Source organism: Burkholderia sp. Bp8986 (assembly GCF_003854225.1).
GTDB lineage: Bacteria > Pseudomonadota > Gammaproteobacteria > Burkholderiales > Burkholderiaceae > Burkholderia.
The window spans coordinates 79802-105181 of sequence record NZ_QTQM01000001.1 but is presented as its reverse complement, the minus strand read 5'-3'; the positions used below and the strand labels follow the sequence as shown (position 1 = coordinate 105181).

Genomic DNA, 25380 nt, shown 5'->3' with positions numbered 1-25380 from the left:
ACCGGACGTGCGCAGCTCCAGACATCATCCGAACAACAACCGGCAATACGATCATGGAGAGCAACATGCGGGACAAACACTGGCCGGCCGTCGTGCTGGCAGCGACCCTCTGCACCACCGCCTACGCAGGCAACGCCGATTTCAATTCACAGGGCGACGCTGCCGACGCATTCGCGTCGTCCGCCGCGCAGCGGCGCGCCGACGTCCTCGTGCGCAAGATGACGCTCGACGAGAAACTGCAGTTCATCCATTCGCAATACGAAATGTCGAAGGTGCCGAACGGCGGTGCCGGCTACATCCAGGGCGTGCCGCGGCTCGGCATTCCCGATCTCAACATGGTCGACTCCGCGACCGGCTCCGGCAGCACGTCGCTCGCGAGCACGACCTTCCCCGCCACGATCGCCGTCGCCGCGAGCTGGGATCGCCGCCTGTCGTACGACTACGGCAAGCAGGTCGCGATCCAGTTGCGCGCGCAAGGGTTCGGCATGGGTCTCGGCGGCGGCACCAACCTCGCGCGCGAGCCGCGCGGCGGCCGGCTGTTCGAGTATCTCGGCGAGGATCCGCTGCTCGCAGGCGACCTGCTCGCGGAGCGCACGCTCGCCACGCAGCGGCAGAAGGTCATCGCGACCATCAAGCACTATGCCGGCAACGAACAGGAGCATGGCCGGATGGGCGGCAACACGCAGATCGACGAACGCACGCTGCGCGAGCTCTACCTGCTGCCGTTCGAGATCGCCGCGAAGCGCGGGCAGCCCGGCAGCGTGATGTGCAGCTACAACCGCCTGAACGGCGCATACGCGTGCGAGAACACGCATCTGCTGAACGACGTGCTGAAGAACGAATGGGGCTTCCAGGGCCAGGTGCAATCCGACTGGGGCGCGACGCACAGCACGGCCACCGCGATCAACGCCGGGCTCGACGAGGAAGAAGACGTCGGCCCGTCGGTCTACCTGACGCCGGCGGCCGTCAAGCAGGCGATCGCGAACGGCTCGGTATCGACCGCGCGCCTCGACGACATGGTGCGCCGCAAGCTCGCGGTGATGATCCGCGTCGGCGTGATGGACGATCCGGCCAAGGGCGGCGGCACGATCGATTTCGCGGCCGCGAACCGGTTCGCGCAGAGCGTCGCCGAGCAGTCGATCGTACTGCTTAAGAACGACGGCAACCAGTTGCCCTTGGCGGCGGCGGCCTTGTCGCGCATCGCGGTGATCGGCGGCCACGCCGATGCGGCCGTGCTGTCGGGCGGCGGCTCGGGCAACACGCGCGATCCGGTCACCGGTTCGTTCGCGGGCTGCGGCGGCCTGACGTTCGGGGTGTCGACCGGCTGCAGCTGGTGGCGCAATCCGTGGCTCAAGGTCGACGTGCCGATCGTCGCGGCGATCCGCGCACTCGCGCCGGCGGCACAAGTCACGTTCGCGGGCAACAGCGACCAGCAGTCGCCGTTCCGCGCGTACACGCAGCAGGAAATCGACCAGGCCGCGGCGCTCGCGGGCCGCTCGGACGTCGCGATCGTCGTGGTCGCGCAGCCGGCCGGCGAGGATTTCGGCGATCTGCAAAGCCTGAGCCTCGCGAATCCGTCGAATCAGGATGCGCTCGTCGAAGCGGTCGCGCGGGCGAACCCGCACACGATCGTCGTCGTCCAGAGCGGTAATCCGGTGCTGATGCCGTGGAAGGACAACGTGTCGGCAATCGTCGAGGCGTGGTATCCGGGCGAAGGCGGCGGCAAGGCCATCGCGAACGTGCTGTTCGGCGCGGTCAACCCATCCGGCAAGCTGCCCGTCACGTTCCCGGCGCGCGACCAGGACACGCCGACGTGGGGGCAAGGCGGCGCGTTCGACAACGACCCCGTCTACGCGGAGAAGCTGAACATGGGCTACCGCTGGTACGACGCGCGCAACTTCAAGCCGATGTTCGAATTCGGCCACGGGCTGTCGTACACGCACTTCGCGTATTCCGGGTTGTCGGTGTCGCGGCAACGGGACGGCTCGCTGAGCGTCGCGTTTACCGTACGCAACGACGGCCGCGTCGCCGGCGCGGAAACGCCGCAGGTCTATCTCGGCGTGCCGTACAAGGACGAGCCGCCGAAGCGGCTGGTCGGCTGGGAAAAGATCCGGCTGAACCCGGGCGAGGCACGGCATGTCCGCGTGACCGTGTCGCCGCGGATGCAGAGCGTGTGGGATACGTCGCGCAATGGCTGGAAGGTCGTGCCGGGCGGGACGGTGTATGTCGGCGCGTCGTCGCGCGATATCCGGCTGCAGGGTAGCTAGGCAGCCGGCCTGACGATGCCGGTGTCGGGTGGAACGCCGCCCGGCACCCGCGCACAACGCGTCGATTCGTACGATTAAAGAGGCGCCACCGGCCGGCAAACGATGCACAATCGCCGCGTTTCGTTCACATTGTCGACCAGGTGTCGGCAATGCGTGCGCGATGCGCACATGAATGAAAACCGGGAATGCCATCCATGCCCGGATTGACTTGCTCGTGCGCCCCGTTCGGCTAGGATGTGAACGTGCGATTTACCGGACTTCGTGCCGGCCGCCCACCGCACGAATGTGATAGCGTAGTGAAGCCGCAGCACGGTCTCGTCGCCGATGGTCGGAGTAGAACATGTCGGCAGGTCCGCGGGCGCGCTTCGTCGTCAGTCGTCATTGCAAAGGAGTTCTCCCATGTGGACCAAACCTGCCTACACTGATCTGCGACTCGGTTTCGAAGTCACGATGTACGTGTCGAATCGCTGATTCGGGCACGCCATCCGGAAAGGAAAGCCTCGGTCTGCCGAGGCTTTTTCTTTGCTTCGCACCCCGGCCCCTCGTCGCACCGTCATGCTCATACACATCCTCGGATCCGCCGCGGGCGGCGGCTTTCCGCAATGGAACTGCAACTGTGCGAACTGCGCGGGTTTTCGCGCGGGCACGATCGACGCGCAGGCCCGCACCCAGTCGTCGATCGCGCTGTCCGACGACGGCGCGAACTGGGTGTTGTGCAACGCGTCCCCCGACATTCGCGCGCAGCTGCAAGCCTTCCCGCCGTTGCAGCCGGGCCGCGCGCTGCGCGACACCGGCATCGCCGCCGTCGTGCTGATGGACAGCCAGATCGACCATACCGCCGGCCTGCTCAGCCTGCGCGAAGGCTGTCCGCTGCAGCTGTGGTGTACCGACATGGTCCACCATGACCTCATCAGCGGCTTTCCGCTGTTCAACATGCTCGCGCACTGGAACGGCGGGCTGGTCTGGAACCGCATCGTGCTCGGCGACAGCTTCACCGTGCCGGCCTGCCCGAACCTGCGCTTCACGCCGCTGCCGCTGAGCAGTGCGGCGCCACCCTATTCGCCGCATCGCTTCGATCCGCATCCCGGCGACAACATCGGCCTGCTCGTCGAGGATCGCCGCACCGGCGGCACGTTGTTCCATGCACCCGGGCTCGGCACGGTGGACGACGCGCTGCTGCAACGGATGAACGACGCGGACTGCGTGCTCGTGGACGGCACGCTGTGGGACGACGACGAGATGCTGCGACGCGGCGTCGGTGTACGTACCGGTCGCGAAATGGGTCATCTCGCACTGAACGGTCCGGGCGGCATGCTCGACGTGCTGGCCCGGGTGCCGGGCCCGCGCAAGGTCTTGATTCACGTCAACAACACCAATCCGATCCTCGACGAAGGTTCTCCCGAACGCGCGGAATTGCGGCAGCGCGGGATCGAGGTCGCCTTTGACGGGATGGACATCGTGCTATAAAAAACGCATGGTCCCGCTGCCGCGACACGCATCGTGATGCATACGACGTCGATTGCGGTACGACGCACGCCCCTCCACTGTCCCCAACGTCATGGAACCGTCGATGAGCCAACCCGCTCTCACTCCCGCCCAGTTCGAGCAGGCGCTGCGTGCCAAGGGCGCCTTCTATCACATCCACCATCCGTACCACGTCGCGATGTTCGAAGGCCGCGCGACCCGGGAGCAGATCCAGGGCTGGGTCGCGAACCGCTTCTACTATCAGGTCAGCATTCCGCTGAAGGACGCGGCGATCCTCGCGAATTGCCCCGACCGCGAGGTTCGCCGCCAGTGGGTCCAGCGCCTGATCGATCACGACGGAACCGCCGGCGACGAAGGCGGTATCGAGGCATGGCTGAGGCTCGGTGAAGCGGTCGGGTTGGACCGCGCGCAGTTGCGCTCGCAGGAACGCGTGCTGCCCGGCGTGCGTTTCGCCGTGGACGCCTACGTGAATTTCGCGCGCCGCGCGAACTGGCAGGAAGCTGCGAGCAGCTCGCTCACGGAACTGTTTGCGCCGCAGATCCACCAGTCGCGCCTCGACACCTGGCCGCGCCACTACCCGTGGATCGATCCGGACGGCTACGCGTATTTCCGCACGCGCATCGGTCAGGCGCGCCGCGACGTCGAGCACGGGCTCGACATCACGCTGCGGCATTACACGACCTACGAGAGCCAGCAGCGGATGCTGGATATCCTGCAGTTCAAGCTCGACGTGCTGTGGACGATGCTCGACGCGATGTCGATGGCCTACGAACTGCATCGGCCGCCTTATCACACCGTCACCGACCAGCCGGTCTGGCACAAGGGAATCGCACCATGAATTTCGACAGGGATCGCGTGCCGCGCTGGCGGCCGGGTTTTCGCTTCCAGTTCGAGCCGGCCCAGCATGCGCACGTGCTGCTGTACCCCGAAGGCATGGTCAGATTCAACGAAAGCGCGAGTGCGATCGGCGGGCTGATCGATGGCACGCGCACCGTCGCGGACATCGTTGCGCATCTCGAACGGCAATTCCCCGACGTGCCCGAACTCGGTACCGACGTCGAGGATTTCATGGAGACCGCCCGTGCCCAACACTGGATCGAACTCGCGTGAGCCGGTGACGCCCGACGCCGCGCGGGCGGCAACCGGATTGCCGCTGTGGCTGCTGGCCGAACTGACGTACCGGTGCCCGCTGCAGTGCCCATACTGCTCGAATCCGCTCGATTTCTCGCGCCAGGGCGCGGAGCTCGACACGGCACAGTGGTTCAGGGTCATGGCCGAAGCGCGCGAGATGGGCGCCGTGCAGATCGGCTTCTCGGGCGGCGAACCGCTCGTCCGTCCGGATCTTGCCACACTGATCGGCGAGGCGCGCCGCCTCGGTTACTACACGAACCTGATCACGTCGGGTATCGGCCTGACCGAGCAGAAGATCGATGCGTTTCGCCAAGCCGGCCTCGATCACATCCAGATCAGCTTCCAGGCGAGCGACGCGACGGTCAACGACATGCTGGCCGGATCGGAAAAGGCATTCGCCCACAAGCTCGCGATGGCCCGCGCGGTCAAGGCGCACGGCTATCCGATGGTGCTGAACTTCGTCACGCACCGCCACAACATCGACGACATCGACCGCATCATCGAGCTGTGCATCGCGCTCGACGCGGACTACGTCGAGCTCGCGACGTGCCAGTATTACGGATGGGCCTACCTGAACCGTCAGGCGCTGCTCCCCACCCGCGCACAGCTCGAGCGCGCGGAGCGCATCACGAACGCGTATCGGGCGAAGCTCGCCGCCGCGAACAACCCATGCAGGCTGATCTTCGTCACGCCCGACTATTACGAGGAGCGGCCGAAGCCCTGCATGAGCGGCTGGGGCAGCCTGTTCCTGATCGTCACGCCGGACGGCACCGCACTGCCGTGCCACGGCGCGCGGCAACTGCCGATCGCCTTTCCGAACGTGCGCGATCACGACCTGCGACACATCTGGTACGAATCGTTCGGCTTCAACCGCTTCCGCGGCGACGACTGGATGCCCGAACCCTGCAAGTCGTGCGACGAGAAGAAGAAGGACTTCGGCGGGTGCCGATGCCAGGCGTATCTGATGACGGGCGATGCAAGCCTCACCGATCCCGTCTGCGGCAAGTCGCCTCATCACGGCCTGATCGAGAAAGCACGCGAGGCCGCGCTCGCGCCGCCGCAACCCATGACACAACTCGTGTTTCGCAACGTACGCAATTCGCGTGAATTGACGAAGACCTGAACGGCGCCGCGCGCTCGCCGCCGATCGCCGGTGTTTCCTGATTTGGAACGCAATGTTCGCGCATCGCGTCGGGCCGGCTCACTATAATTCGTTCGATCGAAAGCGATCGTCAGACCCATTACCGGAGCAGACCATGAACGACCTTCATATCGTCGCCGTGCTGTACGCCAAGGCGGGGCAGGAGGCGCAATTGCGCGAAGACCTGATCGCCCTTGCCGGTCCGTCGCAGAATGAAGAAGGCAATCTGCGCTACGAGGTGCATGTCGACAGCGAAGATCCGCGCCGGTTCGTTTTTGTCGAACATTGGGCAGATCCCGCCCTGCGCGAAAAGCATCACACGCAAGGCGCACACATCCTGAATTTCCACGCCAACGGCGTGAAGAATGTCGAGCGCTCGGAAGTCTTCAAACTGTCTCGCCTCGCCTGACCCTCCCTTCCCGCGCTGACCACCGTTTCATGCGCGTGCGCGCGACGCCGGACATCTCGCCGCGCGCCGCGTCGTCGCCCCGGATTCAGCGAGGAGCGACGCGGTGTCCGGCAACCCATCGAATCCGTTTTTGCAACGTTCCGCACCGACGGCCCGTCACGCGCCGGCTACCGCCCATGGCTCGGCAGCGAGGCGCTCCGCCAGATAGTCCAGGAACGCGGTCACGCGCAACGGCCGCAAGCTGCTCGGCGGAGTCACGAGATTCACGCCCACCGGATCGATCCGCCACTCGGGCAATACGTCCACCAGTTCGCCTCGCATCAACGCGTCCCTGACGACGAACTCGGGTTGCAACGCGACGCCCCGACCAGCCAGCAGCGCGGGAACGATCACGTCGGCGCTGTTGCTGCGGATGATGCCGCGCACCGTGACCGCGAACGCGTCTCCGCACGCATGACGGAATTGCCATAGCTCGGGCGTCGCCAACCCCGTGTAGACGAGACACGCATGCCGGGCCAGGTCGCGGGGATGCGTCGGTCGCCCCCATCGTTTCAGATAGGCCGGCGAAGCCACCAGCGGGTGATTCACCGCACAGAGCCGGCGCGCCCGCAGCGACGAGTCGGCGAGTTCCGCGATGAGCACCGCCACGTCGAAGCCGCCGCCGACCACATCGACGATGCGGTCGGTGACGCAAAGGTCGATCTCCACCTGCGGATAGCGTTCGAGAAAGGCGGGGATCAACGGCGCGACGTGGCGGCTCGCGAACGACATCGGCACGGCAACGCGCACCAGACCGCGCAGTTCCGTCGCGTGCGACGACGCCTCGGTCTCCGCCGCCGCGGCTTCGCTGAGAATGCGAATCGCTCGCGATTTGGCGATTTCGCCGGCGGCCGTCAGCGAAACCTGACGCGAGTTTCGATAAAAGAGCGCCGTGCCGAGCCGGCGTTCGAGTCGGGAAATGGCTTTCGACACGGTCGGCTGCGAGAGGTCGAGCGCCTCCGCGGCCCTGACGAAAGAGCCCGTTTCGAGCACGTGCGCGAAAATCGCCCACGCCTCGAGGTCAGGAAGTATCTGCATCAGACAGCAAGCCTCCGGTTGGCCGATCCGGCCGGTTCCTGCCGATACCGGTGCCGCGCCCTGCAGCGTTCGCGCTGCATGAGCACCGCCGCCGATACCGGCTGCGCGATGTGCACACCGCTAGAAAAGCGTATGAAGGCCGATGCGGGCAATGGCCTGGTTCGCGCCGGACGACGCGCCATCCGGATCCATCACACCGTTGATTTGCGCCCGGGCACCGCTGCTTGCCCGCTGCCACACACCGGTCGCGTACACCATCGTTCGCTTCGACAGCGTGTACTGCACCGTCGCCGTGACCTGGTGAGCGTGGTCGTTGTCGAGCGCCGCATTGCCCTTCATGTACATGTAATCCGCGCCGATCCTGACCGGACCGGAGAGTTGCCAGGTACCGCCCGACTCGGCCATCCACACCGAGCCACCGGACGCAGCGTTATGAACGGTCGTCACCAGCGCGCTCAGGTTCGCCCGTCCGATCCGGTAGTGCGCCCCTGCGCCCCAGTTACGCACACTCGTCGCGACGGAGCCCGGCTGTGCGCCATATTTCTCGTTGGTGTACGCGGCGGCGGCGCCGAACGGTCCGGCCTCGTAGTCGAGACTGGCGCTCACCGTATTGCCCGCGCCGATCGAGCCCGGCACGCCGCCGAACGCATAAAGCGCGCCCGCCTTCAGCCCATGGATGACCGGGCTCACGAACTTGACGGCGTTCGCTACACGCTGACTGCCCGCCATCCGGTCCCAGTCGAACGCGCCGGTCGGGTTGCCGGGCAGCGCGAGCTTGCGAAAGGGTCCGTTGCGCAGGTTGTACAGTCCGGCGACATCGGCCGCCGCGTCGGTGCCGCTGAAGAACAGCGTATCGGCCATGAATTCATACTGGTTGCCGAACGTCAGCGTGCCCAGCCGGTCGTTCTGCACACCGACGTACGCAGTACGCGCGAACAGGCCATTGCCGATCAGCGCGCCGGTACCCGGTGAAATCTGGCTGACCAGCTGGAAAATGACCTTTGAGCCGCCGCCGACATCTTCGCTTCCGCGCAAGCCGAGCAGGCTCGGCGTAAAAATCCCGTCGTCGAATTTCGCGTTGCCGTGGCCGCCTTCGTTACTGACGTAACTCAGTCCCACGTCGAGCGCGCCGAACAACGTGACACTGCTCTGCGCGCACGCGATCGGCACATGCGCAATCATCAACAGGGCCGGGGCATAGAGACGCTTTCCGAACATGAACAGCCTTCTTCATTGCTTCGCAATCCGAATCACAACGACCGGACCTTTCAATCATCCCGCGCAATGCAGGTACGCACACGCACGCCGCCGTCATGCCCGATCGCGCGACAGGCGGCACGCATCGACGGCACGAGTCTAGCGCACGGAATGACGCTTCGACGTTCGGCCCGCGAGAACACAATGTTCTGCATCTCCCGGCTACGCAACGCATCGCGGTTCGCCTACACTCGTTCGGTGCATCGGCAGATGCGCCGCGATTCGAGCCGCCATCCGTGGCCGACGAGAATCGATTGCGCATGCGATCGCGACACCCTCCGCCGCGCCCGATGCTTCGCGCTCAGGTCGAGCCGACCGGCGCACGCCAGGTCCCCACTTGCCAGGCACGGAACTCCTTCCTCCGGCTTTCGTCCTCCGGAAAGTCCAGACCGCGCTTCACGTCCGATGTTTGAACCCGGGCGAAGCGCTCCGTTGATCGATCGTCACCCGGCGGTCGCGTTCGTCGCACGCGTTTTCACGCTCCGGAGCGACCGGCGCGGCAACCGCGCCGAATCTCTCGACGCGCGCCACGGTAAAATTCCGTCGTGACCCGTTGCTCATCCCGTTCAGGCGCCCTGCCGGGCCTGCTGCGGCATGCATCGCCTGCCATCGGAAGCGCGCCGCACAGGAGCCCCTATCTCCTTGATTCCTATACATTCACCGTTTCCCGGAACATGACTTACTCGCTTGCCACCCTGTACACCCGGGAACTCGAGATCCGCAAGAGCCGCTTCATCGCGTTCGCGATCCCCGTCGAGGACCGCGATGCCGCGATGCAGGCGCTGCAGCGCCTGCGCGACGAACACCCGGCGGCCACCCACGTGTGCTGGGCCCTGCTCGCCGGCGGCCAGTCCGGCATGTCCGACGACGGCGAACCGTCGGGCACTGCCGGCCGGCCGATCCTCGAAGTGCTGCGTCATCACGATCTCGACGGCGTGCTCGGCGCGGTGGTCCGCTACTACGGCGGCGTGAAGCTCGGCGCGGGCGGCCTGGTGCGCGCCTATACCGATGCGATCGCGTCGGCGCTGCTCGACGCCGAGCGCGTCGAACGCATTCGCCACACGCGGATCGCGATCGAAATCGGCTACCCGGACGAAGCGCGGGTGCGCCGCTGGATCGAGCAGGCGGGTTACGCGCTGGTGGACAGCGCGTACGGGATGACGGTGAAGCTCGTGATCAAGCTGCCGGAAACGGCCGAGGCAGCAGCGAAGACCGAACTGTTCGATCTGACGCAGGGGCGCTCGGGCTTCCCCGACCTGTGAGGATCGGGCAACCCGCCCGGCCTCGCCGCCACGGGTTTCACACAGATTCCCGTGAAAATTCAGATGCGTCCGATAGAAAACCCGCGCGCCAAAACTTAATCTCCCCCGTGTTCCTCGCGACGCGTCCTTCAAACGCCTGGCCGGGCGTGCAGACATGCGGCACACCGCGCGTCGCCAACGATCGCCAACAATCAGAATTCAGCTACGGGGATATCGGACGCATGCAACTGCAAAAACTGCAAGCCCAGCTCGCGGAACTCGATCGACGCATCCGGGTGGCGCGCCGCCGCGAACGCCAAGCGGCACTGGTGCAGGTACGCCAGCTCGTGACGGACCATGCGCTGACCGCGCGGGAAATCTTCGGGCAGGGTTACAGCGATCGCGTAAAGCTGTTCACGATGGGCACGAAATATCGCGATCCGGCGACGGGCGCGACCTGGAGCGGCCGCGGTCGTGCGCCCGCCTGGATCGCCGGGCGCGACCGCGCCGCGTTCCTGATCCGGGATTAACGCGCGCCGCGTTGCACGGCGCGCCTCCGTGGTCGATGCAGTCGACCCGAACCGCTCAATAAACGTCCGGGACGATCATGCTGTCCGGCGTCGGACGGCGAATGTAGTCCTCGTGATGCTCGCGCTGAGGCAGATCGATCGTCGGCCGCGGCACCTCGTGATACGGCACCTGGGTCAGCAGGTGATGGATGCAGTTCAGGCGCGCGCGCTTCTTGTCGACCGCCTGCACGACCCACCACGGCGCCTCGGGGATGTGCGTGCGCAGCATCATCTCTTCCTTCGCGGCCGTATACGCTTCCCAGCGGCGGCGGCTCTCGAGATCCATCGGGCTCAGCTTCCACTGCTTCAACGGATCCTCGATCCGGCTCTGGAAGCGCAGCTCCTGCTCATGGTCGGTGATCGAGAACCAGTACTTGACGATCTGGATCCCGCTGCGCACGAGCATTTTCTCGAACTCGGGCACCGAGCGGAAAAACTCCTCGTATTCGTCGTCGGTGCAGAAATTCATCACGCGCTCGACGCCTGCGCGGTTGTACCAGCTGCGATCGAACAGCACGATCTCGCCGCCGGCCGGCAGATGCGCGACATAGCGCTGGAAATACCATTGCGTGCGTTCGCGATTGTTCGGAGCCGGCAGCGCCGCCACGCGGCACACGCGCGGATTCAGGCGCTGCGTGATGCGCTTGATCGCACCGCCCTTGCCTGCCGCGTCGCGCCCCTCGAAAATCACGACGAGCCGGTGCCCCGTGCTCACGACCCAGTCCTGCAGCTTCACGAGTTCGCCCTGCAGCCGGAACAGCTCGCGGAAATACTGCTTGCGCGCTTCGCGGCGCTCCGGCGAGAACAGCAGATCCTCGTCGTTGTCGAAGCGGCGGTCGTCGAGCTCCATTTCGAGTTCTTCGTCGTACGCGTCGACGAGGTCTTCCTCAAAACGGCGCTGGCGCGATTCGAGCGATGCCGTATCGGTGAAGTCGTCGGACTCGGTGCGGGTATCGTTATCGCCCATGGGGCCTCCTTCCTTCAATTGGCGCAGCCAAACACTGCCATTATCCCAGCGTCTCGCGTCAAATTGATGAAAAAGGGGTCGATCCGCCCCTCAGAAGCGGAATCCGGGCCGCGCGCTCGCCGAGAGCGTACTCGAACGCGATCGAACCGCTCCCGAGCGGATCGGGCGCGCACATGCGCCGCTGGCGCGGTGACGCCCGCCCGCTGGCGATGCATCAACCGGGCGGCGGCAGCACGACCGTGTCCTCGGGCCCGAGCACGCGGCCGTCCTGCGCGCGAAGCTCCAGTTTCCTGACGGGCAAGCCGGTCTTGCGGTCGACGAGAAGCACGTGCGCCTCGTCCGGTTCGAAGAAGAAATCCTCGCCCCACTGCCGCAGCGCGACGAGCAGCGGAAACAGGCCTCGCCCCTTTTCGGTCAGTACGTATTCGTGATGTGCGCCGCCGTCCGCGGCCGGCACCATGTCCATGATTCCGTGCGCGACGAGGTTGCGCAAACGCGCGGCGAGGATGTTCTTCGCCAGGCCGAGATTTTTCTGGAATTCGCCGAAACGGCGCAGCCCATCGAATGCATCGCGGACGATCAGCAGCGACCACCAGTCGCCAATCGCATCCAGCGGGCGGGCAACGCCGCAAAGGGAATCTTCGTGGGTGGTTCGTCTGGTCATCGATGGAGGTCGAACGGCGGATGGTGCCATGGGCAATGAAGGTTTCAATATAAAACCAACAATACTGAAAATCAATCGCCGGTGCATCCATTGTTCGAGGAGCACGAACGAAACCGGGTTCCTCATCGGAATTGGTTAGTCGGGGTTAGTCGGCTCATGCATTTCGATGCCAAAAATTGCCGAATTTCCGATTTTTCCTACCTGAAGTCATCCCGTCGTCGAGGCGTTCGATCGTGTCCTGACCATTCATTCAGTTGCAACTTGAAACCTCATGTCATACGCTCCCAATGGTTTCAACATGAAACCACTATCCACGACCATACGAAGGAGCGCTCGATGATTTCATCCGATGCCACGTTCGACGGCACCTTTCCATTCGCTCCGCACTTCAGCGACGCGCCCGGTTTCCAGATGCACTACGTGGATGAAGGCCCGCGCGACGGCGAAACGGTTCTGTGCCTGCATGGCGAGCCAACCTGGGGTTACCTGTTCCGTCACCTGATCGCGGCACTGAGCCCGACACACCGCATCGTCGTGCCCGACCACATGGGATTCGGCAAAAGCGCGACGCCGCAGGATCGCAACTACGGGTTGCAGGACCATATCGACAACCTGGAGCGCTTCGTTCTCGCGCTCGACCTCGAGCGCTTGACGCTCGTGATGCACGACTTCGGCGGCCCGGTCGGCATGGGGCTCGCCGCGCGGCACCCTGACCGGATCCGGCGCATCGTGTCGGCGAACGGGCCGACGCCGTTCGGCCAGCCCGATCTGGTCGAGCGCGTGACCGCGAACGGTCGCGACGCACCGTGGTTCCAGTGGATCGTGCGCGCGGCGGCAGACGACACACTCGAAACGGTGCTCGGGCAGCTAGGCTTCAACATCCTGAGTACGCTGAAGCTCAACGGTTTCGAGAATCATGCCGTCATCGACGATACCTGGATCGCCGCATACGGTGCGCCGTTCGCGCAACCGGCCGACTGTATCGGCGCGATCGGATGGGCGCGCGGATTTGCCGACGGCACGCACCGGTTCGAGGAGCCCGATGCTGCAGCGGTACGCGCGATACGCGACAAGCCCGCGCTCGCGATCTGGGGAGACGCCGATCGCACCCTCGGCGCCGAGCACTTCCTGCCGCTGTTCACTGCGCTGTTTCCGTCGGCGCCCGTCGAGCGGCTGGCCGGCGTCGGGCACTATTGCTTCGAGGATGCGCCCGACGCAGTGACCGACCGGATCGCCGGATTCATCCGCGCCACCGCCTGAGCGCGTTGCACCGCGCGTCCGAGCCATCCGACGCGGCTGCGCGCCCGGCACCGGACTGCATGCCGGCCGCGGAACCGCGTGCGCGACCGCTTTCGCGCACGCGTCACTCACCCGCTACTCGACGTCACCGAATGATCCGCGTGACCCCGCGCCCACGCGGATCGGCCATCGCCTCCGGCGTCCTGCCGTCGATCTTGATCACCTGGATGTCGCCGCTGAAGTCCTGCCCCGTCAGCGTGTAGCCGCGGGCCTCGATCTGTTTCGCGAGTTCGCCTTCGATCGGGTGGTACGGCTCCCAGAAAATCGTGTTCGGCGGCAGCAGCTGATGGTGGAAACGCATCGCGCCGACGGCCTCCTTCAACGGCATCCTGAAGTCGTAGATGTTGTTGATCACCTGGAAGATCGACGTGAAGATCCGCGAACCGCCCGGCGTGCCGATCACGAGCGACACCTTGCCGTCCTTCGTCATGATCGTCGGCGACATCGACGACAGCGGACGCTTCTTCGGCTCGATCGCGTTCGCGTCGCTGCCGACCACGCCGAACATGTTCGCGACACCCGGCTTCGCGGAGAAGTCGTCCATCTCGTCGTTCAGCACGATCCCGGTGCCGTCGGCGATCACGCCCGACCCGAAATAGCCGTTGATCGTGTACGTGTTCGACACCGCGTTGCCCCACTTGTCGACGACCGAGAAGTGCGTCGTCTCCGCCTTCTCCGGCATCGACGTGCCGAGGCCCGGCTGCACGCTCTTGGTGTCCGACGGTTCCTTCGGATTGACCTCCGCCGCGCGCTTCGCGATGTACGCGTCGTCGGTCAGCTGCGCGACCGGCACCTTGTAGAAGTCGGGGTCACCGAGATATTGCGCGCGATCCGCGAACACGCGCTTCTCGATTTCCGCGACGAGGTGGATGTATTGCGGCGAGTTGAGCTTCACGCCCTCGAACTCCTGCTTGAGATCGGCCTTCATCTTCAGCAGCTGCACGAGGCCGATGCCGCCCGAGCTCGGCGGCGGCGCGGTGATCACGTCATAGCCGTTCCACTTCGCCTGCACCGGCTGGCGCCACACCGCGCGGTATTGCGCGAGATCCTCGGTGGTGATCAGCCCGTTGCCGTCGCCGGTCTTCATCGACGCGGCGATCAGCTCGGCCGTCTTGCCCTTGTAGAACCCTTCCGCGCCGCCATCCGCAATACGCGTGAGCACCGCCGCGAGATCGGGCTGCTTGAAGTTCGTGCCGGCCTTCATCGACGCGAAGTACTTGTCGAAGTTGGTCTTGCCGCCGAATTCCTTCGACGCGTCGACGCCGCGCTGCGCCAGCTGCTCGTCGACGACGAAGCCGTCGCGCGCATAGTGGATCGCCGGCGCGAGCACCTGCTTCCACTTCAGCTTGCCGAAACGCTTCTGCGCTTCCCACATGCCGGCGACCGTACCCGGCACGCCGGCCGCGCGCGGGCCGTACAGGCTCATGCCCTTGACGACGTTGCCGTCCTTGTCGAGATACATGTCCTTCGTCGCGGCGAGCGGCGCGCGCTCGCGGTAATCGATGAAGTACGGCTTGCCGTCCTTGTAGATCGTCATGAAGCCGCCGCCGCCGATGTTGCCGGCTTCAGGGTACGTGACGGCGAGCGTGAACGCGATCGCGACGGCCGCGTCTATCGCGTTGCCGCCTTCCTTGAAGATCCGCTCCGCGGCGTCCGCGCTGTACTTGTCGGCCACCGCGACCGCCGAGCTCGTCAGGACCGCCGGCTGCGGCCCTTTCGCGTAGGCCGGCGTGTTCGGCAGGAAGCCGATGCCGGCCATCGTCGCGAGCACGACGGCGGATGATTTGAAGCGATTCAGCATAGTCATTGCATGTCCCCCATGTAGGTCTCCGGCGGGCTGGAAATAGCCCCTGATCCGCTTATAGCCGCTGGCGCACGGTCAGCCCTATGCCGGTTTCGTAGTGGATCGGGGAATACGGCCCGAAAACTCGCCGCACACTACGAATTGCCGTGGATCGTGTGCGGTCGGTCACACGGCGGAGCAAAAAATGAGCCGGCGGATCAGTCGAAATGGCATGCGGCGGATTCGCAGCGCACCCGCGCGATCGGAAATCACGGCACGCGCCGCTTGCGCGGCTCCGGCACATGTAAAAAAATGCGATCGAACCGCCCGCTGAGCAGGCCGATCTGAGAAGATACCGCCCCGCTTTCGCGCCCGATCGTTCGCGCTCGTCCGCGGCCGCTTCACGCTTCTTCGTCTCGTTTCCTATGGCATCACACAATGCGCATCACGCGTCCGGCTTCGCGGCCGGCGTCGCCGCTGCCGTCCTCGTCGCGCAAACCGGCGCGACCGGCCCCTGGCACGCGGGCCTGCTCGCCGCGTTCGCGGCCGGCGTCGCGGGCGGCACCGCGCCCGACTGGCTCGAAGTCGCGTGGTGGACCCGCAAGCGCCGCTTGTGGATCACGCACCGCACCATCACGCACTGGGGCATCGGCTGGATCGCGCTGCTTGCGCTAGGCTGGCACGGGCTCACGCATCATCCGCATCCGCTGTGGGCCGCGCCGCTGTTCGGCTTCGCGTGCGGCGGCGTGATGCACCTGCTCGCCGACTGGCCGAATCCGCTCGGCGTGCCGTGGATCTGGCGGCGCCATTCGCTGAACCTGTGGAACAGCGGACATTGCGACCTGATCGTCGTGGCCGCCGCCTGGGGCGGCACGCTGTGGCTCGCGCAATCGCTGTGGACGCGCGCGCCGTTCCTCGAACACTGGCTCGGCTGGCTGCATCGCGTGTAGTGACACGTCGTAGCGCATAGTCGCGCGCCGATACATGTCGTCACGCCTCGTGCTCCGCACCCGCCCGGCGCACGTCGAACCCGACTTCCTTCTCTCCTCGATCCGGCACCCGCGAACGAGCGGACGCCGCTGCGCGCGCACGCCTGTTGAAATGCCGGCGCCGCGCCTCATCTGAATCTCCGGCGCGCGCGTTCCCCCGCGCGCGGTGCCCGGCACGCGCTCGCGACGTCTGGCACACTGACGATTCGCGCGCGGCCGCCCGCGCGCTCGCACCCCATTTCAACGCTCCGATGGACGTCACAGCCACCCGCCCCGCCCACGCGCTCGACGTGTTCCACCCGGCCGTCGCCGCGTGGTTCCGCCGCACGTTTGCCGCGCCGACCGGCGCGCAGGCACTCGCATGGCCGCACATCAAGGCCGGCCGGTCGACGCTCGTCGCCGCGCCGACCGGCTCCGGCAAGACGCTCACCGCGTTCCTGTGCGCACTCGACGACCTCGTGCGCGATGCGCTCGCGCACGACGGCGCGCTGCCCGACGCGACGCTCGTCGTCTATGTGTCGCCGCTGAAGGCGCTGTCGAACGACATCCACGTGAACCTCGACGCGCCGCTCGCCGGCATCGCCGACTCGCTCGCGCAGCTCGGCCTGCCGGTGCCGGCGATCCGCACCGCCGTGCGTACCGGCGACACCACGCAGGCCGAACGCGCGGCGCTGCGCAAGCGCGCGCCGCACATCCTCGTGACGACGCCCGAATCGCTGTACGTGCTGCTGTCGTCCACGTCGGGGCGGCAAATGCTGTCGAACGTGCGTTCGGTGATCGTCGACGAGATCCACGCGCTTGCGTCGTCCAAGCGCGGCAGCCACCTCGCGTTGTCGCTCGAACGCCTCGACGCGTTGACGGGCCGCGCGTTGCCGCGCATCGGGTTGTCGGCCACGCAGAAACCTATCGACGCGGTCGCGCGCTTCCTGGTCGGCGGCCCGGCCGATGCGCCGCGCGACTGCACGATCGTCGATACCGGTCACACCCGCGAACGCGACCTCGCGCTCGAACTGCCGAACGTGCCGCTCGAGCCGGTGATGGCGACCGACGTGTGGGAACAGGTGTACGACCGGATCGCCGCGCTTGCCGCCGCGCATCGCACGACGCTCGTGTTCGTGAACACGCGGCGCACCGCGGAACGCATGGCACGCCATCTCGCCGACCGTCTCGGCAAGGACGCGATCGCCGCCCACCACGGCAGTCTCGCGAAGGAGCATCGCTTCGACGCCGAACAGCGGCTCAAGCGCGGCGAGCTGAAGCTGCTCGTCGCGACCGCGTCGCTCGAACTCGGCATCGACATCGGCGACGTCGATCTCGTGTGCCAGGTCGGTTCGCCGCGCGGGATCGCACCGTTCCTGCAGCGCGTCGGCCGCTCGGGGCACCATGTCGGCGGCGTGCCGAAGGGCCGCCTGTTCCCGCTGTCGCGCGACGAGCTGGTCGAATGCGCGGCGCTGCTCGATTGCGTGCAACGCGGCGAGCTCGACGCGTTGCGGATTCCCGAGGCACCGCTCGACGTGCTCGCGCAGCAGATCGTCGCCGAAGTCGCCTGCGCGGAATGGCAGGAGGACGCGCTGTACGCGAGCTTCACGCGCGCGGCGCCCTACGCACGCCTGTCGCGCGAACGCTTCGACGACGTGATGAAGATGCTCGCCGAAGGCTTCACGAGCCGGCGCGGCGTGCGCGGTGCATACCTGCATCGCGACGTGGTCGGCGGCACGGTGCGCGGGCGCCGCAACGCGATGATGACCGCGACGACGTCGGGCGGCACGATTCCCGACATGGCCGACTACGCGGTGCTGCTCGAACCGCAGGGTATCCAGGTCGGCACCGTCAACGAGGATTTCGCGGTCGAGAGCCTCGCGGGCGACGTGTTCCAGCTCGGCAACCAGTCTTACCGGATCATTCGCGTGGAAACCGGCCGTGTGCGCGTCGAGGACGCGCAAGGTCAAGCGCCGGGTATTCCGTTCTGGCTCGGCGAGGGGCTCGGGCGCAGCGACGAGCTGTCGGCGGCGGTCGGCCGGCTGCGGGCGCGGCTCGACGGGCTGTTCGCCGAAGGCGATCGGCACTCCGAGGCCGGAGCACGCAAACGCGCGAGCGACGACGCAGCGGGCAAGACGGGCACGCGCGGCAAAATCGGCAAGGCGGCCGCCGAAGCCGACGCGTTGGCCGACTCGCGCAGCGATAACGGCGGCACCGCGATCGCCCCGCCCGCAAGCCGCCTCGCGCCGGCGCTGCGCTGGCTCGTCGACGATCTCCGCCTGTCGCCCGACGCGGCCCGCCAGATCGCCGACTACCTCGCGCGCACGCGCGCGGCGCTCGGCGCCCTGCCGACGCAGGACACGCTCGTGATGGAGCGCTTCTTCGACGAATCGGGCGGCACGCAGCTGGTGATCCATTCGCCGTTCGGCAGCCGTATCAACCGCGCGTGGGGGCTCGCGCTGCGCAAGCGCTTCTGCCGCACGTTCAATTTCGAGCTGCAGGCCGCCGCGACCGACGACGCGATCATTCTTTCGCTGTCGCTCGCGCACAGCTTCGCGCTCGACGAAGTGTGGCGCTACCTGCGCTCGGCGAGCGCCGAGCACGTGCTGGTGCAGGCGCTGCTCGACGCACCGATGTTCGGCGTGCGCTGGCGCTGGAACGCGACGACCTCGCTCGCGCTGCCGCGCTTCACCGGCGGCCGGCGCACCGCGCCGCAACTGCAGCGGATGAAGAGCGACGACCTGCTCGCGACCGTGTTCCCCGACCAGGTCGCGTGCGTGGAGAACGTCGTCGGCGAACGCGAGATCCCGCACCATCCGCTCGTCGACCAGACGCTCGACGATTGCCTGCACGACGCGATGGATACCGACGGCTGGCTCGCGCTGCTGCGCCGGATCGAAAGCGGCGCGATCGAACTGATCGCGCGCGACCTGCCCGCGCCGTCGCCGCTCGCGGCCGAGATCCTGAACGCGAAGCCCTATGCGTTCCTCGACGACGCGCCGCTCGAGGAGCGCCGCACGCAGGCCGTGCAGTCGCGCCGCTGGAGCGATCCCGAATCGGCCGACGATCTCGGCGCGCTCGACGCCGATGCCATCGATGCGGTGCGCGACGAAGCGTGGCCGCTCGTACGCGATGCCGACGAAATGCACGACGCCCTGCTCACGCTCGCGTGCGTCGCCGACGGCGAAGCGCACGCGCACGAAGGCTGGCCCGAACGGCTCGCGGAACTGGCCGAGCGCCGTCGTGCGACGCAACTCGTCACGCCGGACGGCGCCGTGCTGTGGGTGCCGGTCGAACGGCTGGTCTGCATGCGCGCGCTGCATCCCAATGCACGCGTCGTGCCCGCGCTGAAGGTGCCGGCCGCTTGCGCGCAACCCTGGGAAGCCGATGCCGCGCTCGTCGACGTGATCCGCGCGCGGCTCACCGGCTTCGGGCCATCGACGCTCGACGCCATCGCGCAGCCGCTCGGCCTGCCGTCCGCGGCGATCGCGACCGCGCTCGCCGCACTGGAGCGCGAAGGCTACGTGATGCATGGCCGCTTCACGCCGGGCGCCACGACCGACGAATGGTGCGAACGCCACCTGCTCGCGCGCATTCATCGCTACACGGTCAAGCGGCTGCGCCGCGAGATCGAGCCGGTCGAGCGCGCCGATTTCATGCGCTTCCTGTTCCACTGGCAGCACCTGACGCCCGACACGCGCGGCACGGGCCGCGACGCGCTCGCGGCCGTCGTCGAGCAGCTCGAAGGCTACGAAGCCGCGGCGAGCGCATGGGAAGACGCGCTGCTGCCCGCGCGCCTGACCGACTACACGGCCGGCGGCCTCGACGAGCTGTGCCGCTCGGGCAAACTCGTGTGGACCCGCATCGGCGCGCCGGCGCGCGCGGCCGGCACGCCCGTGAAAACGACGCCGATCGTGCTGCTGCCGCGCCGCCACCTCGGCGCATGGCAGGCGCTGCGCGACCCGGACGCGCAGCCGGCGCTATCCGCGCGTGCGACGCAGGTGCGCGATGCACTTGCCGCACACGGCGCGATGTTCTTCGACGCGCTGCTCGACGAACTGCACATGCTGCCGGTCGAACTCGAGCAGGCGCTCGGCGAACTCGTGTCGGCCGGCCTCGTGAATGCAGACAGCTTCGCCGGGTTGCGCGCGCTGTTGAAGCCCGCGGTCAAGCGCAGCGCGACCTATGCGCCGCGCACGCGGCGCGGTGGCGCGCTGATCGGCGGGATGGACGACGCCGGCCGCTGGGCGCTCGTGCAACGCATGTCGGCGCCGGACGATGCGCCAACCCCGGCACCGAAGCGCGGTGCGCCCGCGACCGATCCCGATGCGCTCGAACACATCGCGTGGACGCTGCTGCGCCGCTATGGCGTGGTGTTCTGGCGGCTGCTCGAACGCGAAGCCGACTGGCTGCCGAGCTGGCGCGAGCTCGTGCGCGTGCTGCAACGTCTCGAAGCGCGCGGCGAGATTCGCGGCGGCCGCTTCGTCGCGGGGCTCGCGGGCGAGCAGTTCGCGCTGCCGGAAGCGATCCCGGTCCTGCGCGAGCTGCGTCGCCAACCGGGCGACGGCCAGTACGTGTGCGTGACGGGCGCCGATCCGCTGAACCTTGCCGGCACGCTGTTGCCCGGCGACAAGGTGCCCGCGCTGGCCGGCAATCGCGTGCTGTTCCGCGACGGCGTGCCGGTCGCGTCGCTCGTGGCGGGCACGTTCCATTACGCGCCCGAGCTGCCGCCTGCCGCGCGCGAGGATGCGCGCCTGCGGCTCGCACGCCGCCACTGACTCCTGACATCGGCTGACACACGGCACATCGCGGACTACTAAACGCCGCGCGGCAGCACCGCGTACGTTCGGGTAGCATCGAACGATTCATTGCGCGCCCGAGCGTGCCCATAACGAGCCTTCAGGAGACTGCCTTTCATGCCCTCGCATGCCGATTCGCCCGCCGTTCACCACGCGGGCTCGCTGACGATTTTCCAGGGCGCCGCGCTGTATATCGGCGCGGTGCTCGGCACCGGCGTCATTGCGTTGCCCGCGCTCGCGGCCGAGGTTGCAGGCCCTGCATCGCTGCTGGCGTGGGCCGCGCTCGTCGTGCTGTCGGGGCCGCTTGCCGCCACCTTCGCCGCACTCGGCGCGCGCTATCCGGACGCGGGCGGCGTATCGACCTACGCGCGACGCGCATTCGGGCCGAAGGCCGCGGCAATCGTCGGCTGGTGTTTCTATTTCGCGGTGCCGGCCGGCGCGCCGGCCGCCGCGATGTTCGGCGGCGCGTACGTCGCCGCGGTCACGGGCGGCGGACACGTCACGGTGATCGTCACGGCTGCCGCGCTGATCGCCACGGTGTCGGCCGCGAATGCGTTCGGCGTCACGGTGTCGGGCCGCATGCAGCTCGTGCTGTCGGCGCTGCTCGTCACGCTGCTGCTGGCCGCCGTGCTCGCGTCCGCGCCGCATGCAAGCACGGTGAACCTGCATCCGTTCGCGCCGCATGGCTGGCTCGCGGTCGGCCAGGCTGCCGCACTGCTCGTGTGGAGCTTCGCGGGCTGGGAAGCGATCACGCACCTCGCGGCAGAGTTCCGACGGCCCGCGCACGACATGCCGCGCTCGGCCGGTATCGCGGTCGTGGTCGTCGGCTTTCTGTATCTGTCGGTCGCGGCCGCGAGCGTCACGGTGCTCGGGCCTTCGGCCGGCGCGTCGGGTGCGCCGCTCGCGGAACTGATCGCGGGCGGCATCGGCGGTCACGCGCAGGTGCTGGCGGCAGCGGCCGCGCTGCTGCTCACGCTCGGCACGATGAATGCGTATTTCGCGGGCGCGGCGAAGCTCGGCGCGGCGCTCGGGCGCGACGGCGCACTGCCTGCGTGGCTCGCACAAGGCAGCCAGGTCGGCGGCGTGCCGCGCCGAAGTCTTGGCGTGATCGCGGTGCTGGCCGTCGTCGCGCTGGCCGCGACGACGCTCTCGGACGTCGGGCCGAAGCCGCTCGTGCTCGTCACGTCCGGATGCTTCGTGATGGTGTACGGGCTCGGCGCGGCGGCCGCGCTGAAACTGCTGCCGCGCGGCGGCATCGCATATCGCTGCGCGTGGATTTCGCTGGTCGCCGTCGCCGGGCTGTTCCTGACGACGGGGTGGTTCATCTTGTGCCCGCTGCTGCTTGCGGGCGGTGCGCTGCTTTATCTGCGGATGGCCGGGCGACGCACGTGATCGCGTGCCGGCGCCCGTGTGCGGACGAGCAAACGGGCGCTCGCCGCGCTGCGCCGGCACACCGCGAACCGGCCGCGCACCGCTGCGCCGCGGGCGTCAGGCCGGCACCAGTTCGAAGCTGAGCCGCTTGCCGAGTGCGGTGGCCGCGCTCGCGAGCGTCGCGAGCGTGAGGCTCGTGTCGGTTTCGTCGAGCAGCCGGTTGAGCGCGGCGCGGCTGGTCTTCATCCGCGCGGCCATCGCGGTCTTCGTGATGTGCTGCGCCTTCATTTCCTGGCCGATCTGCCACGCGATCACGCGCTTGATCGCGGTGGCGGTGGCCGCTTCGAGATGGCCTTCGTCCTCGAGGAAGCTGTCGAAATCGCTGCCGATATGCGGGTTGTTCGTGGTCGTCATGGGTACTCCAGTGCATGGCGTGGCCGGCCGGCACATCTCCGATCGCATGTGCCGGCGCAGCCGGAGGAATTCAGATGGCGCGCGTCAGCGCTTTCAGCCGCGCGACGGTCACGTCGAGATCGTCGGACGGCGTGGCCTGCGACTGCTTGAAGAACGCGTGCAGCAGCACCATCGTGTCGCCGACGACCGTGAACAGCACGCGCGCGCTTCGCTGCGGCAACATCACGCGGATTTCCCACAGATCCTGCGACATCTTCCGGACCAGCGGCATGCCGAGCGGCCAGCCGAGTTGAACGGTCTTGATCTCTTCGCCGATCACCCTGCGCTCGACCTGCCCGAGCGCCTTGAGTCATTCGCGCACCGGCTCGTTGCCACGCGCGGTGCGGAAGAACCGCACGTCGAGCGTGATCTGAATCTGCTGTCTCGCCATCGTCGTGTCATCGAGTGTATCAAAAACGGTACGATACGCCAAGCACGACGACACCCGCTACTGACCGAATGGCTAACGAATGACGGTGAAAGAGCGGCAGCCGGACGTCATCCGTCCACGCCCTGCCCGGCGTCTCGACGCTGGCGGCGAGCCGGCTTGCGCGCGCTACGGGGGGCGCGATGGGTGTGCGCATCGCCGAACCGCGCCTGCGCGATGTCGCGCACGGCGTCGATCAGCGTCCGGGCGACGGGAGACGGTTGCGCATCGGTGCGCAGCACGAGCCCGACCGGCTCGTCGGTGCCCGCGGAAGGCAGCGGCAGCCGCGCGAGCGCGCCGGCCGACAAGTCGTATTCGGCCGCATAGAGCGGCACGAACCAGACTGCGTCGTTCTCGAGCGTGAGCGCACGCGCGACCGATACCGACAGCACCTCGATGAACGAATCAAGCGGCGGCGCGCCGCACGCGCCGAGCAGTTGCTCGGCCGACTGGCGGATCAGCGTGCCGAACGGCGGCAGCACGACCGGATAGCGCGCGAGCTCGGCGGCCGGCGCGGCACTCGCCAGCAGCGGATGGCCGGCGCGCACGACCGCGACGAGCGGTTCGTTGTACAGCTGCTCGAACGCGAGCCCGATCATCCGTTCCGGCTCCGACAGGCGCCCGATCGCGCATTCGATTGCCCCTGCCTTCAGACGCTCCAGCAGTTCGGTATTGGCAGCCGTCGCGATCCGCACCACGATGCGCGGCCAGCGTGCGGTCAGCGCCTTCATCAGCGCGGGCGCGAGCGATGCCGCGACCGTCGGCAGCATGCCGATTTCGAGCGTCGCCGCGGCCGCGCCGCCTTCGCGCGCGAGCAGCCCGACACCCTGCCGCAGCGCCAGCACGCACGCGTTCGCGTGCGGGATGAACAGTTGGGCTTCGCGGGTCGGCTGCGCGCCGTGCCGCCCGCGTTCGAACAACTTCACGCCGAGGATCGACTCCAGTTCGGCGATCGTCTTCGACACGGCCGGCTGCGTGATCGACAGGCTTTCGGCCGCCTTCTGCACGCCGCCCAACTGCGCGACCGCGAGAAAACACTGCAGGTGCCGGAATTTGACGCGGCCGTCGGCGATACGGTTATTCATAACGGGCGGTTATGCGAATGGTGATATCACGCCATTTTGCATAACTTTCCGGAAACACCCAAGCATTCGGCGCGGCGTCACGCATGACGCCGCCGCGCATGGACTCCGGTCGCCGGGCAGCAACGCGATCACGCCGCCTGTCCGGCGGATTTCCATGGGCGCCGCCGAACATAACGAACGGTTATGCGATTCGCGAAAAAAGGTCATTTTGCATAACTTTCCGGATTGGCTAAAGTCTTGCCATCCACTTCGCGAAATACCTGACAGGAGACACCCGATGGATTCCCCCACGATCCTCACGCCGCGCGACTGGCCGTCGCATCCCGCGTATATCCACCCCGAGTACCGTTCGTCGGTCAAGCGCGGCCCGACCCGCCCGCTGATCCCGCTGAAGGAAAAGCTGCGCGACCAGTACGTGCCCGTCTACGGCACCGACGATCTCGGCGCGCTCGACCACGACCTGACGAAGAACGCCGTGAAGAACGGCGAACCGCTCGGCGAGCGCATCGTCGTCACCGGCCGCGTGCTCGACGAAGGCGGCAAGCCCGTGCGCAACACGCTCGTCGAGGTATGGCAGGCGAATGCGGCCGGCCGCTACGTGCACAAGGTCGACCAGCACGACGCGCCGCTCGACCCGAACTTCCTCGGCGCAGGCCGCTGCATGACCGACGCCGAAGGCCGCTACCGCTTCCTGACGATCAAGCCCGGCGCGTATCCGTGGGGCAACCATCCGAACGCATGGCGCCCGAATCACATCCACTTCTCGCTGTTCGGCGACTACTTCGGCTCGCGCCTCGTCACGCAGATGTACTTCCCCGGCGATCCGCTGCTCGCGTACGACCCGATCTTCCAGGGCACGCCGGAAGCGGCGCGTGACCGCCTGATCTCGCGCTTCTCGATGGACATCACCGAAGAAGGCTATGCGCTCGGCTACGAATTCGACATCGTGCTGCGCGGCCGCGACGCCACCCCGATGGAGCGCTGAAC

Annotated in this window: 21 protein-coding genes and 1 pseudogene; 14 read left to right on the top strand and 8 right to left on the bottom strand. The window is 67.2% G+C overall.

Translation table 11 applies throughout. The features are described from left to right. The first annotated feature begins 65 nt into the window (after positions 1-65). From DID99_RS00460 to DID99_RS00430, 7 genes are all read left to right on the top strand, one after another. On the top strand, positions 66-2267 hold the full coding sequence (locus DID99_RS00460; protein WP_124665795.1) for a glycoside hydrolase family 3 C-terminal domain-containing protein: 2202 nt from the start codon (positions 66-68) through the stop codon (positions 2265-2267). A 399-nt stretch (positions 2268-2666) separates the two neighbouring features. Next, positions 2667-2738, top strand: coding sequence for a pyrroloquinoline quinone precursor peptide PqqA (gene pqqA, locus DID99_RS00455; RefSeq protein ID WP_124485082.1), 72 nt, complete (start codon positions 2667-2669; stop codon positions 2736-2738). 84 nt (positions 2739-2822) lie between these two features. Then, positions 2823-3734, top strand: coding sequence for a pyrroloquinoline quinone biosynthesis protein PqqB (gene pqqB, locus DID99_RS00450; protein WP_044842934.1), 912 nt, complete (start codon positions 2823-2825; stop codon positions 3732-3734). Between the two features lie 103 nt (positions 3735-3837). After that, positions 3838-4590, top strand: coding sequence for a pyrroloquinoline-quinone synthase PqqC (gene pqqC, locus DID99_RS00445; protein WP_124665794.1), 753 nt, complete (start codon positions 3838-3840; stop codon positions 4588-4590). Next, entirely contained in the window at positions 4587-4862 is a 276-nt protein-coding gene (pqqD, locus tag DID99_RS00440) for a pyrroloquinoline quinone biosynthesis peptide chaperone PqqD (RefSeq protein WP_124665793.1), read from the top strand. The genes pqqC and pqqD overlap by 4 nt, the downstream gene beginning before the upstream one ends. After that, positions 4834-6006, top strand: a complete 1173-nt coding sequence (gene pqqE / locus DID99_RS00435) for a pyrroloquinoline quinone biosynthesis protein PqqE (RefSeq protein ID WP_185733712.1) — start codon at positions 4834-4836, stop codon at positions 6004-6006. The genes pqqD and pqqE overlap by 29 nt, the downstream gene beginning before the upstream one ends. Positions 6007-6139: 133 nt before the next feature. Beyond that, complete coding sequence (locus DID99_RS00430) at positions 6140-6433, top strand: putative quinol monooxygenase (protein WP_124484984.1); 294 nt, start codon at positions 6140-6142, stop codon at positions 6431-6433. 156 nt (positions 6434-6589) lie between these two features. Here DID99_RS00430 and DID99_RS00425 read toward each other — a convergent pair whose 3' ends face one another. Beyond that, entirely contained in the window at positions 6590-7510 is a 921-nt protein-coding gene (locus tag DID99_RS00425) for a LysR family transcriptional regulator (protein WP_124665792.1), read from the bottom strand. A 120-nt stretch (positions 7511-7630) separates the two neighbouring features. Next, complete coding sequence (locus tag DID99_RS00420) at positions 7631-8692, bottom strand: porin (RefSeq protein ID WP_409333434.1); 1062 nt, start codon at positions 8690-8692, stop codon at positions 7631-7633. Positions 8693-9441: 749 nt separating this feature from the next. Here DID99_RS00420 and DID99_RS00415 point away from each other — a divergent pair. Together DID99_RS00415 and DID99_RS00410 are read left to right on the top strand one after the other, a co-directional pair. Continuing rightward, positions 9442-10029: a YigZ family protein gene (locus DID99_RS00415; protein WP_124484987.1), complete on the top strand. Its 588-nt coding sequence runs from the start codon at positions 9442-9444 to the stop codon at positions 10027-10029. 221 nt (positions 10030-10250) lie between these two features. Further along, a complete protein-coding gene (locus DID99_RS00410) occupies positions 10251-10538 on the top strand; it encodes an H-NS family nucleoid-associated regulatory protein (protein ID WP_124485084.1) in 288 nt (95 codons plus the stop codon). A 55-nt stretch (positions 10539-10593) separates the two neighbouring features. Here DID99_RS00410 and ppk2 read toward each other — a convergent pair whose 3' ends face one another. Next, entirely contained in the window at positions 10594-11544 is a 951-nt protein-coding gene (gene ppk2 / locus DID99_RS00405) for a polyphosphate kinase 2 (protein ID WP_124484988.1), read from the bottom strand. 214 nt (positions 11545-11758) lie between these two features. Then, on the bottom strand, positions 11759-12208 hold the full coding sequence (locus DID99_RS00400) for a helix-turn-helix domain-containing protein (protein ID WP_124665981.1): 450 nt from the start codon (positions 12206-12208) through the stop codon (positions 11759-11761). 336 nt (positions 12209-12544) lie between these two features. Here DID99_RS00400 and DID99_RS00395 point away from each other — a divergent pair, with 336 nt between their 5' ends. Beyond that, positions 12545-13468, top strand: a complete 924-nt coding sequence (locus DID99_RS00395) for an alpha/beta fold hydrolase (protein WP_124665980.1) — start codon at positions 12545-12547, stop codon at positions 13466-13468. 124 nt (positions 13469-13592) lie between these two features. Here DID99_RS00395 and ggt read toward each other — a convergent pair whose 3' ends face one another. Beyond that, positions 13593-15314, bottom strand: coding sequence for a gamma-glutamyltransferase (ggt, locus tag DID99_RS00390; RefSeq protein WP_124665791.1), 1722 nt, complete (start codon positions 15312-15314; stop codon positions 13593-13595). A gap of 401 nt (positions 15315-15715) precedes the next feature. Here ggt and DID99_RS00385 point away from each other — a divergent pair, with 401 nt between their 5' ends. From DID99_RS00385 to DID99_RS00375, 3 genes are all read left to right on the top strand, one after another. Continuing rightward, the gene (locus DID99_RS00385) at positions 15716-16240 is read left to right on the top strand and encodes a metal-dependent hydrolase (protein ID WP_044842922.1); all 525 of its coding nucleotides are present in this window, start codon (positions 15716-15718) and stop codon (positions 16238-16240) included. Positions 16241-16530: 290 nt separating this feature from the next. Beyond that, positions 16531-21036, top strand: coding sequence for a DEAD/DEAH box helicase (locus DID99_RS00380; RefSeq protein ID WP_124665790.1), 4506 nt, complete (start codon positions 16531-16533; stop codon positions 21034-21036). Between the two features lie 138 nt (positions 21037-21174). Then, positions 21175-22449: an APC family permease gene (locus tag DID99_RS00375; protein WP_124484993.1), complete on the top strand. Its 1275-nt coding sequence runs from the start codon at positions 21175-21177 to the stop codon at positions 22447-22449. Positions 22450-22545: 96 nt separating this feature from the next. On the opposite strand, the gene DID99_RS00370 is transcribed toward DID99_RS00375, so the two are convergent. The 3 genes and pseudogenes from DID99_RS00370 to pcaQ form a co-directional block, all read right to left on the bottom strand. After that, the gene (locus DID99_RS00370; protein ID WP_044842919.1) at positions 22546-22842 is read right to left on the bottom strand and encodes an XRE family transcriptional regulator; all 297 of its coding nucleotides are present in this window, start codon (positions 22840-22842) and stop codon (positions 22546-22548) included. Between the two features lie 70 nt (positions 22843-22912). Then, positions 22913-23272, bottom strand: a pseudogene (locus tag DID99_RS00365) (type II toxin-antitoxin system RelE/ParE family toxin). A gap of 107 nt (positions 23273-23379) precedes the next feature. After that, positions 23380-24393, bottom strand: a complete 1014-nt coding sequence (gene pcaQ / locus DID99_RS00360; protein WP_124665789.1) for a pca operon transcription factor PcaQ — start codon at positions 24391-24393, stop codon at positions 23380-23382. Positions 24394-24670: 277 nt separating this feature from the next. Between pcaQ and pcaH the strand changes: the two genes are divergently transcribed. Continuing rightward, a complete protein-coding gene (gene pcaH / locus DID99_RS00355) occupies positions 24671-25378 on the top strand; it encodes a protocatechuate 3,4-dioxygenase subunit beta (RefSeq protein ID WP_124484995.1) in 708 nt (235 codons plus the stop codon). The last annotated feature ends 2 nt before the right edge of the window (positions 25379-25380 follow it).

Excerpts from the sequence above, each read along its gene's own strand:
- pqqB (WP_044842934.1), top strand. The coding sequence starts at position 2,823 with ATGCTCATACACATCCTCGGATCCGCCGCGGGCGGCGGCTTTCCGCAA.
- DID99_RS00400 (WP_124665981.1), bottom strand. The coding sequence starts at position 12,208 with ATGACCAGACGAACCACCCACGAAGATTCCCTTTGCGGCGTTGCCCGC.
- DID99_RS00415 (WP_124484987.1), top strand. The coding sequence starts at position 9,442 with ATGACTTACTCGCTTGCCACCCTGTACACCCGGGAACTCGAGATCCGC.
- DID99_RS00375 (WP_124484993.1), top strand. The coding sequence starts at position 21,175 with ATGCCCTCGCATGCCGATTCGCCCGCCGTTCACCACGCGGGCTCGCTG.
- DID99_RS00395 (WP_124665980.1), top strand. The coding sequence starts at position 12,545 with ATGATTTCATCCGATGCCACGTTCGACGGCACCTTTCCATTCGCTCCG.
- DID99_RS00380 (WP_124665790.1), top strand. The coding sequence starts at position 16,531 with ATGGACGTCACAGCCACCCGCCCCGCCCACGCGCTCGACGTGTTCCAC.
- DID99_RS00460 (WP_124665795.1), top strand. The coding sequence starts at position 66 with ATGCGGGACAAACACTGGCCGGCCGTCGTGCTGGCAGCGACCCTCTGC.
- pqqC (WP_124665794.1), top strand. The coding sequence starts at position 3,838 with ATGAGCCAACCCGCTCTCACTCCCGCCCAGTTCGAGCAGGCGCTGCGT.
- DID99_RS00385 (WP_044842922.1), top strand. The coding sequence starts at position 15,716 with ATGGCATCACACAATGCGCATCACGCGTCCGGCTTCGCGGCCGGCGTC.
- DID99_RS00425 (WP_124665792.1), bottom strand. The coding sequence starts at position 7,510 with ATGCAGATACTTCCTGACCTCGAGGCGTGGGCGATTTTCGCGCACGTG.
- ppk2 (WP_124484988.1), bottom strand. The coding sequence starts at position 11,544 with ATGGGCGATAACGATACCCGCACCGAGTCCGACGACTTCACCGATACG.
- pcaH (WP_124484995.1), top strand. The coding sequence starts at position 24,671 with ATGGATTCCCCCACGATCCTCACGCCGCGCGACTGGCCGTCGCATCCC.
- DID99_RS00430 (WP_124484984.1), top strand. The coding sequence starts at position 6,140 with ATGAACGACCTTCATATCGTCGCCGTGCTGTACGCCAAGGCGGGGCAG.
- DID99_RS00410 (WP_124485084.1), top strand. The coding sequence starts at position 10,251 with ATGCAACTGCAAAAACTGCAAGCCCAGCTCGCGGAACTCGATCGACGC.
- DID99_RS00370 (WP_044842919.1), bottom strand. The coding sequence starts at position 22,842 with ATGACGACCACGAACAACCCGCATATCGGCAGCGATTTCGACAGCTTC.
- DID99_RS00420 (WP_409333434.1), bottom strand. The coding sequence starts at position 8,692 with ATGATTGCGCATGTGCCGATCGCGTGCGCGCAGAGCAGTGTCACGTTG.
- pqqD (WP_124665793.1), top strand. The coding sequence starts at position 4,587 with ATGAATTTCGACAGGGATCGCGTGCCGCGCTGGCGGCCGGGTTTTCGC.
- pcaQ (WP_124665789.1), bottom strand. The coding sequence starts at position 24,393 with ATGAATAACCGTATCGCCGACGGCCGCGTCAAATTCCGGCACCTGCAG.
- ggt (WP_124665791.1), bottom strand. The coding sequence starts at position 15,314 with ATGACTATGCTGAATCGCTTCAAATCATCCGCCGTCGTGCTCGCGACG.